Source organism: Acetobacter fabarum, assembly GCF_011516925.1.
GTDB lineage: Bacteria > Pseudomonadota > Alphaproteobacteria > Acetobacterales > Acetobacteraceae > Acetobacter > Acetobacter fabarum.
In genome coordinates, this window is record NZ_WOTG01000028.1 from 1 (window position 1) to 8,699 (window position 8,699).

At 55.9% G+C, this 8,699-nt stretch carries 13 protein-coding genes; 1 reads left to right on the top strand and 12 read right to left on the bottom strand.

The genetic code is table 11. The features are described 5' to 3' along the window. Positions 1-60: 60 nt before the first annotated feature. Complete coding sequence (locus GOB83_RS14110; protein WP_242005884.1) at positions 61-1,203, top strand: Y-family DNA polymerase; 1,143 nt, start codon at positions 61-63, stop codon at positions 1,201-1,203. A gap of 376 nt (positions 1,204-1,579) precedes the next feature. Here GOB83_RS14110 and GOB83_RS14115 read toward each other — a convergent pair whose 3' ends face one another. The 12 genes from GOB83_RS14115 to GOB83_RS14170 form a co-directional block, all read right to left on the bottom strand. Beyond that, entirely contained in the window at positions 1,580-2,317 is a 738-nt protein-coding gene (locus tag GOB83_RS14115; RefSeq protein WP_165926554.1) for a YkgJ family cysteine cluster protein, read from the bottom strand. Between the two features lie 319 nt (positions 2,318-2,636). After that, positions 2,637-3,032, bottom strand: coding sequence for a hypothetical protein (locus GOB83_RS14120; RefSeq protein WP_165926555.1), 396 nt, complete (start codon positions 3,030-3,032; stop codon positions 2,637-2,639). Continuing rightward, positions 3,022-3,168, bottom strand: a complete 147-nt coding sequence (locus tag GOB83_RS14125) for a hypothetical protein (protein ID WP_165926552.1) — start codon at positions 3,166-3,168, stop codon at positions 3,022-3,024. Before GOB83_RS14125 ends, GOB83_RS14120 begins: the two co-directional genes overlap by 11 nt. 192 nt (positions 3,169-3,360) lie before the next feature. Further along, positions 3,361-4,149: a hypothetical protein gene (locus GOB83_RS14130; RefSeq protein ID WP_165926556.1), complete on the bottom strand. Its 789-nt coding sequence runs from the start codon at positions 4,147-4,149 to the stop codon at positions 3,361-3,363. A gap of 85 nt (positions 4,150-4,234) precedes the next feature. Further along, entirely contained in the window at positions 4,235-4,924 is a 690-nt protein-coding gene (locus tag GOB83_RS14135; protein WP_165926557.1) for a hypothetical protein, read from the bottom strand. Positions 4,925-4,985: 61 nt separating this feature from the next. Beyond that, positions 4,986-5,279, bottom strand: a complete 294-nt coding sequence (locus tag GOB83_RS14140) for a hypothetical protein (protein ID WP_165926558.1) — start codon at positions 5,277-5,279, stop codon at positions 4,986-4,988. Positions 5,280-5,344: 65 nt separating this feature from the next. Beyond that, positions 5,345-5,770 (bottom strand): hypothetical protein, encoded by a 426-nt coding sequence (locus tag GOB83_RS14145; RefSeq protein WP_165926559.1) that lies wholly within the window; start codon positions 5,768-5,770, stop codon positions 5,345-5,347. A 15-nt stretch (positions 5,771-5,785) separates the two neighbouring features. Continuing rightward, entirely contained in the window at positions 5,786-6,259 is a 474-nt protein-coding gene (locus GOB83_RS14150) for a hypothetical protein (RefSeq protein ID WP_165926560.1), read from the bottom strand. After that, positions 6,246-6,743: a hypothetical protein gene (locus tag GOB83_RS14155; protein WP_165926561.1), complete on the bottom strand. Its 498-nt coding sequence runs from the start codon at positions 6,741-6,743 to the stop codon at positions 6,246-6,248. Before GOB83_RS14155 ends, GOB83_RS14150 begins: the two co-directional genes overlap by 14 nt. A gap of 68 nt (positions 6,744-6,811) precedes the next feature. After that, positions 6,812-7,240, bottom strand: coding sequence for a hypothetical protein (locus GOB83_RS14160; RefSeq protein ID WP_165926562.1), 429 nt, complete (start codon positions 7,238-7,240; stop codon positions 6,812-6,814). Then, positions 7,237-8,121, bottom strand: coding sequence for a hypothetical protein (locus GOB83_RS14775; RefSeq protein ID WP_194301411.1), 885 nt, complete (start codon positions 8,119-8,121; stop codon positions 7,237-7,239). Before GOB83_RS14775 ends, GOB83_RS14160 begins: the two co-directional genes overlap by 4 nt. 142 nt (positions 8,122-8,263) lie before the next feature. Next, positions 8,264-8,698 (bottom strand): YmfQ family protein, encoded by a 435-nt coding sequence (locus GOB83_RS14170; RefSeq protein WP_242005885.1) that lies wholly within the window; start codon positions 8,696-8,698, stop codon positions 8,264-8,266. Position 8,699: the final 1 nt, after the last annotated feature.

Consider the following 8,699-nt stretch of genomic DNA (forward strand, 5'->3'; position numbering starts at 1 on the left):
AACATCAAAGAAACCAGGCTGTTTCATTATTCATTCATCCACCCAATCACCACAGGAGGTATGGAATCACAGATACGCACTCAAAACCATGGAGTTTTTCGAACCCTCCATCTGGTCCGCCATGAACGAAAGCTCTCGGACGTGCGCTGGTTCTCCAGCAACTATCCGCTCTATGCCGATATGAGCCGCCGCGTCTATCAGGTTCTGCTGGATTACAGCCCAAGGGTTGAACCGTATTCCATTGATGAGATGTTCCTTGATCTTTCCGGCTTTGCCTCGGAGCTACATGCCCATTGCGGGGCCATGCGCCAGGCCGTTCAGAAGATCACCAAGGTGCCAACCTGCGTTGGCTGGGGGCCAACCAAAACCATAGCAAAACTGGCCAACGGGCTGGCCAAGGACAGGCCGGAGCTGGAGGGGCTGTGCGACCTGACTGATCTACAGACGCGCCAGAAATTTTACCGCAACGTGTCTGTGGGGGAAGTCTGGGGCATTGGCCGCCGCCTTCTCCCCAAACTGCACGATGCCGGAATGCGCACCATAGAGCAGTTTGTGGAGGCAAAGCCTGCGCATATCCGCAAGATCATGGCCATAACCGGCATAAGGCTGCAGGCGGAATTACAGGGGGAAAGCTGCATCCAGATATCTGAAATGGCAGAGGCCCGCAAAGGCATGGCCTGTACCCGCTCCTTTGGCCGCCCCATTACCACCTATAAGGAAATGCATGAGGCTATAACCGGATTCGCAGCCAAGGCCGCCGAAAAACTGAGAGCAGAGGATCAGGATGCCGCCCATATCGCTGTGTTCATTCAGACCAATCGACACAAGCGGGATGAGGGCTGGTACGCCAACCAATTCAGCATCAGTTGCGAACCGACCAATGACACTTTTACCATCTGCCAGCACGCCTCCCGCCTGCTGAAACGGATATGGCTCAATGGGTACCGCTACGCCAAGGCGGGCGTCATGCTGAATGATCTGGCACCACATGGGCAGCAGAGCACTCTGTTCAGCACAGCCAGTACGCAACCTGAGAGGGATAGCCTTCTCGCTGCCATGGACGGGATCAACCAGAAGTTTGGCAGCGGTACACTTTTCCCGCTTTCGGCAGGAATCAAGCGAGACTGGAAGCCCCGGCAGGCTATGCTCTCAGCCCGCTACACCACACGGCTGGATGAGATTATGGAAGCTCAGGCATGGTAATGTCTGCTTACGCCTTCATAGCAGACATTTAAGCAGGCAGGATCAGGGTCTCCCGTTTTGAGACGTCTCCTTATCCCCCATTTCCGACATTTTTTTGCCGAGAATAGAGCGTTAGGTTAAGAGTGTAGAAAAGCATCTCCTAATCTGCCCGTCATGGAGTTTCCGTCATATCTGCCACTATTCCCAAAAGCACCCTGAGTTCGTCCGGCTGTGGCTCGTTCAACAAACCGGTGCTGTCACAGTCCAGCATGCAGCACGTGAAATCAGGTATGTCGATCGAAAAGCGGGCTATGACATCAAGCTTCGGGGCTTGCTGCAGACAGTATGAGACGCACCAGAAGGCTTACTGACCTCGCATCTGGTGTCTTCCTACATTCTATTTCTGCGTCAGGATTTGTGACCTATATCCACGTAGGGGTGATTGTGCCCGGCCTTCTAAAAAAGCAATGATCTCAGCTTCGTTCATATTAAAAAAAACGTCTAACGCTTCAATTAAATCGTAAAAACCAGATCTATTAAATGGTAGCCTCAACACAGCCGAAAACTCCAATAATTTCTGGCCAGCCAACATAGCTAATTTCATCCCTTGCCCCACAGTAGCAATGTCCATTTCCAATTCTGGATTTTCATATGTTTCACGACATGCAGTCACATCTATTGCAAGATAAGTTCTGCATGCAAGAGGACGTGCCCGATAAACAGAACACCGTCCATCAAGCAAAAGTGGGCAAGCTATGCTTAACCTTCTACGCTGATCGTCCTGGGCTTGCCCTATTTGCTCCCTCGCCGCTCTGGCTCGCTCTCCCAGTCTTTTTACTACCTGCAAAATCTCCGGCCATTGCCCTCCGCTCGTTTGCACCACAAACGTAAAAATTCCAATCACTTCTTGCTCTGTGACGACCACAGGCAACGAACAGCAATAGTGGCAGCCAGATTGGCATGGTATTGTCACATTAGAACCGTCCCTTGCTCTGAAATTACGTGGTATGTTCTGTAGTTCTCGGTCAATGCTATTGTAAATCATAGCAATAACACTTGAAACCAAAAAAACATTATTTCCATTGAATTTTCTTTTTAAAATACTTAGTTCTTTATATTCTTGCGGAGAAATCATAATAATTAATTCTGCTTACTTAATGAAAGTTGTTTGAATTTAATTTCCCCTATCATGGCCAATCCGTCAATAGTAACAATAAGATCATCTTACACGGCGTCCTACTCTCCAGAATTTTGCTTGTACATTAGCAGTAGTGGCGCAGAATGTTTGATAGCAACTCTCGTGCTTGAGCTTCCTTAAATCGGACCTTCCGCTTTCCCCCTCATATCTGCCCTAATGCTCCCCTAACGTGGTAATGCATTACAGCCAACGGCTCTCCGCTGCCCATGAGCGCCGTTGGTCAGACCATTTTCCTGACGCCGGGGAAATGGTCTTGTCACTCACTTTTTAACGTCAAACGTGCTTGCTGCTCACATGCCAGCACTAAAGGCCGACAGGCCGAGTATGGCCCCAGCATGGTGCCGCTCGGCCCTGTGTATTCCACCTGCGCTACACGCCCCTGTTGCAGCCGGGCGACAAAGTGACATGTGCCATGGCCAGACAGGTCCAGCTCCAGGCTAAACGGCCCCTTGAAACTCAGCGGTCCCTGCACTTGCTGGTCCTGCCGCCATTGCAGCACCTCACCATCTGGCAGGGTGGCCACGTTGTCCGGCACCCCTGCGCAAGCGATGAGGTCAGAGCGGGCCATGCCCAGCAAGTCACGCTTGGCCTGTAGCGGGACGTTGGAGCAGGCAGAAAGAGCCAGAAGGCAGGCCAACGCTTTAATCCGCATCGTCCTGCCCTTTCGTAAGCTGGCCCCAGAAACTGCCTGCGCTTGCCCGCCAGCGCCATATGAGCGCCAGCAGGAGAGTGCCGAGGCCGACAATCGCGCCCCCGGCAATGGCTCCGCATTCAAAGTCTGGCGTCATCCTATGGTCCGGCTGTACAGTGCGAGCCAGTAAACGCCCGCGAAGAAACCGACCACGAGCCCGGCTATGCCGCACCCGGTGGCAATCAGATAGGTCATTGTGAATTACTCGCGGCATAAGCATAAAAGACAAAACCGCCGAGAAGCCCTACGGCCACCCCGGCGATAGCGGTTGCTGTGAATGCAATGACTGTCATGCTGTCAGAAACTCCACATTCTGCGCTTTGAGCGCATCAAGATCAGGCCCGGTTGGATACAGGCCGTTGGCCAGCGTGAGCTGCGGCCAGACAAGGCCATGGGCCTCCATGATCCGGCTGCGCAGCCAGCCCCATGTGACCTTCTGAATTGCCCCCCACGTCAGCAGTTCCACCGTGTCGGAATCGGACAGGCCGCTATAACTCCAACCCAGTAGACAATGGCCGCCAGCGCTGCCCGGCGTAGTATCCCCATATGCGCCGTTGTCCGCCTCCAGCACGCATGCACCATTGGTCGCTTCAATCTGATTCATGTCAGACTGGGAAAGCAGCACGCCGAGATAGACAGTCCCGAGGCTGGCCATGATCAGAGCCAGAGCATTGCGGTCCTGTGCGTTGGCGGTGCCCCATAAGGGGTAGTAGTCCCCAGATGCCAGACGGTAGCCACAAACCACCGCAAATTTTAGAACATCGACCTCCACGCCACCCTGGTCTGTTTCCGGACAGCCCGGCTTGTATCCGGTGCTCTCTGCATAGAACTGGATAGCGTTGTCGTCATCCACACCGATCTGAAAGCCACCGAGGGCCGCCGTGGCGCGCAAGGCATTGGCCAGCCCAACACTGGTGCAATCTCCGATCTGGTCATTCCCCAACATGAGCGGGGCAGGATTGATATGCGACCGGTCCAACACAGCAGGAGCCTTGCGGGCCATCATGCGCAGACCGTCCAGGCGGGGCTGGCCCGGCAGAACAACTGCCGGGCGGCACCCAAGTTTGCGCCCGCTCATAGATACCACGCCCGCGTGTAGACGCTTGCAACCCACACCCCGGCCAGAATGAGACCAGCCGAGGCAACCAAGGCGGATGGCCGCATTACTTCACCCCCAGAATGGCCAGAGCCTGCGCCTCGGTCATGCTTGTGGCGGGGTTAGCAGCCCCCACAAACACCATATCGCGGGTCATGCGCGCACGAACCGGCGCATGGGTGGAGGAAATGCCCAGCAATGCCTCAAACACACTGACGATGGTAGCCAGCGCGTTTGACGCCGTTTTGGCATCGGCAATGACCTTCGCGGATAGGATGGAGCCAGACCCGGCGATGGCGCTGTTGATCGCCCCACCGACCGTAGTCATGCCCGTAAGAACACTGCTCACACGGGTTTGCCACGTCGCATCATTATAGTTGATGGTCAGCGTGGATCCGGCAGCATCCGAGAAAGCGGACAGTGCCCCGGAAAGTGCTGTATCGGCAATGCTGATAGCTGCGGCATAGGGCGCGAGTGCAGGGAAAGCGGACAGAAAGCTGCTCACCGTGGCGGCCGCATTCAGGCCTGCCTGCCCGTAAGCCTTCACCTTTGCCACATCAAGCGTGATGGTTGTCACGCCATTTGTGGTTGTGACATGGCAACCGGATACGGAGGCAACAGCCACCAGAGCGCCAACTGACATGAGGGCACGCCCCATAAAGCAACGCTTGCCCTTGTCGATAGCCTCGATCTGAACGGCATGAACACTCTCGGGCGTGCCGGAGCGCAGGACATTACGCAGAGAACTCAGTTTCATCATTGATCCCTTGGGCAGATAGCAAAAAAAGCCCCGCTGCATTTGCAACGGGGCGAGTAGGTCAGGCCGAAACCTGAGTGGGGTCTGTGGCAGGTTCCTGCGTTGCCTGCGCAGGAACCGCGGCTCCCGCAGTCAGAGCAGCCAGTTTGGTCATGCCGGAGAAAATTTCGGACAGGGCCGTATCCACCCCGTTCAGGTCGAGTGCAGGATCCAGCCGGGGCACCAGTGTCTGCACCAGCAGGCTGACTGCTGTGCCCGCGAGGTTGAGGTCTGCCTTAACTGCGGCATCTTCATGTTTGCCAGCAATCTGGGAGACCAGGCCATTCAGGGCCGTGGCGGACTGAAGTTCGTTCATATGGGATTGCTCCATAAAAAAAGCCGCCTCTTCGGGCGGCTGTGCGTTGGGGGAGAAAGGCGGGGTTATTCCGGGGGACTGTCCCGCGCCAAAGGGCTGGACGGAATAATTGCCCGCCCTGCTACAACCGGGGGGCGAAGTCCGCTCCCCTTACTGATCCAGAGGGTTGTCAGCGCGTTGGCCGCAGCCCCCCAGTTGCAGGCAATGAAATTGAGCACCCGGTAGGCCAGCATCAGAACAACCTGCATGCGGCCATGGCCGGCAGGAGGTGTCAGATCCGTGCAGGCCAGTGCTACGGCAATCCATGCCAGCAGAACGTATTCGCGGTACGGGTCAGGAATACTGAGAACAATCCCGACCAGAACCGTTGGCTTGCTCACAGCTTTTGCTGTCAGCACAGCCGTTCTGGCAGGCTGAGGCGGTGTATCCACCATAGGTTTTCCCTTGGTCAAAAGACGCCATGCTAATTGGCGCAACAGAGCAAGCCGCATGGCTGGCTCCTTTCCTCAGGCTGCAATGGCCTGCTGGAACAACCCGACGTTGTGGGCCGCATTGGCGGCACCCAGCGCCGTGTTGTAATTCTGTTTGTGGTAGGCACTTAGTGCCGCCGCATCATTGGCGGCCGGCAGGGCGGATGGTGCACGCAGGTACTTCACCCGTGCCATGGCGCATGCGTAGCGAAGGTTCCAGACCGTGGCTTCAGCATCAGGAGAGCCAGTCATCCCGCATAGCATCAGGATACGCCGTGCCATATCCGGCTGATAGCGCAGCCAGTTCGCCCAACAGTCATCATGCGTGGCGGGTTCCATCTGCCATAGGCCAAGTGCTGGTCCTTGGAGCTGGGCCAGATAGCTGAGCCCGCTTTCCACTAGAGCCGTACCGGTCAGCAGGTTAAGTGCCGCATCCCCACCCTGCCCCATAGCCTGAACAACGGGAAGAACAATGCGGGCCTTAAACTGGGAGAGGTTAAGGCCGGTCATGCTGTCCGGCTTCCTGCTGGCCATCATCCATATGCGGGTGGCGATGAAGAAAATGCACGCTTCCAAATGCCCAGTCATCCCATGTCTGACTGGAAAGGAGCGTTCCACCGACCATGCCACCTAGCGTGGCAACTATACCGATGACTGTCCCCCATATCTTGATCTTCTCACCACGGATTTTGACCGCCCGGAGTTCCTGCTCTTTCAGCTCATTCTGCCGCTTTTGTGCGCCAGTATGTTCAGCTAATTGACGAACAAGCCCTTCTACACTGCCCCGGATATCCGAGAGCGCCGAGACTGAAGCCTCTGAACGGGCATTCCCTTCCGCGCGGACCGCTACGATCTCGCGCATCAGATTATGCTGCTCTTTACCCAGTCCAGCCAACCGGCCGTTAATCTGAGAAATTTCTTGTGCATGCTCACTTACGATTGCGCGCAGGTCATTATCAGATGCGCGCGGTCGCGCGCCCTGTGCTTCAGTCATTCGTTTTATCCGGGCATAAAAAAACCGCCTCACAGGGCGGCGGGTCGGTGCAGACGGGGCGGCGCGGGTCAGGCCGAGGCCGCTGCCATCACATCCGCAGGCTGGGCAGGCAGCGCCGTGCTGGTGGTATCCGTACCGCTAGCTATGGCCGCGATAGCCTGCACATATGTCTTCATGTCTGCGGTGAAGGTCTCACCCATCGCGGCAGCCAGGTTGGCCTGCTGCTGTATCCACGCCTGCGCTGAGACTGCCTGCGTTTTCAGCGGGACTGTCACAGTGGGCGGAGTATATTGAGAGAATACCCCATTCGCTACCTGCCAGTATCCAGTGGCGCGGTTTTCCCACACAGCGTCTGGAACTTCTGCGGTCTGATCGGCAGCAGGTAGCCAATCCGGCTTCTCTGCAAACTGGGAGCATTCCACCCAGCCAGTAACAACACCATCACTGCCGAATACCGCCAGCCGGGCCGAGGGATATGCAGAATACCACATGCTCATGATACCACTCCAACCGCATGAAAGTTCATGGTGACTCCGCCAGATGGCGCTGCGGTATTCCCTCCAGTGGAACCGTAAAGTACCAGCGTCGATATTACGAAATTTGTCGCCGTTACCGATTCATTCGGCAAACAAGAGTAACCCATCTCATAATAAGGAGCCTGATCCTCATACAGGGTTTGCTGAGTATAAACTTTCGGAGGAGCGGTAAACGCAAATGGAAATGGGACTGTATCTCCAGAATGAATTTTCTGGCTCCACCAGATTTGGCGGATATTCCCTGTTTGTATCCAATATCCGCCTGTAAATGTTCCGTACGAACCGGGGGCATAACTGGTAGTTGTGCCGTCTGACTTTGTGGCGATCAGGTTTCCCGCTGCGTCTTCCTGCGCATCCACGATACGGACATTCGTGCCACCCGCAGCCGGAACAGACCGAACATACCGGCCGTCTGCTGTTTTGGCATTCAGCGCATCGCCCCCGGCAAAGGCCTCCACATCAGGAACCGTTGTTTGTCCAGCAAAAGCCACCGGGCCTGTAACCTTCTGGAGCGTAGCAAGGGCGAGTTGCAAAAACTGATCCTTGGCCCAATTCTCTGTGGCATAGCCGTTAAACAGGGATTGCCACTTTGCACCATCAGCACCGGGAACACTCATGTTGCTGGCTTGGGTCGAACACCAGTAATTTCCATCTGCGTCAAACACAACAGCGCCTATAGGGTACCCACCCACCAGCTGCGCGAGTTGTGCGCTATATGGTGCAACCCCATACTGAGCGGGCGAAAAAATGGTCTGCATAGCCTTTAGGACCTGCGACCAGTCTGCGTTGCTCGGAGTAATGCCCGCAGCTTTAATGATGGCGATCAGTTCCGACATCATCATATTATAATGCCATGCGGGTGCATCGGTCGCCAATTGGCCGGTAGCCGGGTTGCCGTCCGTGGCCCACCCGGGCGTGCCAGAGGCGGGCGCTTTATCCGCCTGCTCCTGTGCGACTGTGTTGGTCGCTATCAGCAGATCCATGTCAGTTCCCGTAATTGAATAAAAGGATTGTATGGGCTGGTGCGCGGGCCTTCAGCTCGCACTGAAGAACATTGTTGCTCCACTGTGCCCAAGGCTGGCCGAAGCTGTCACCGAACTTCAACCGGTTGATTGTGAACTGCGGGGCATTGACCTGCCATGCGTAGGCCCAGGCATCACCGCCAAATGGCGTGCCAAAGCGTGCCCCAAAGCGCCGGGGGGTAAACTGGGTGATGGTGATGTCGTAGCCAAGGGCCTTGGCGAAGGCGATGAAATAAGGAACCGAACAGCCATTGGTATCTGTCAGCCGCGCCACAACCTGTGCGCGCCGTTGGGCAATGCTTGGGTTCACCCCAGCGCACGGATCTGGCAGCCCAAGTGTTGCCTCCCACTCGGGCAACAGTTCGGTTGTACTGGTGGGAAACGCATCAACCAGCAGA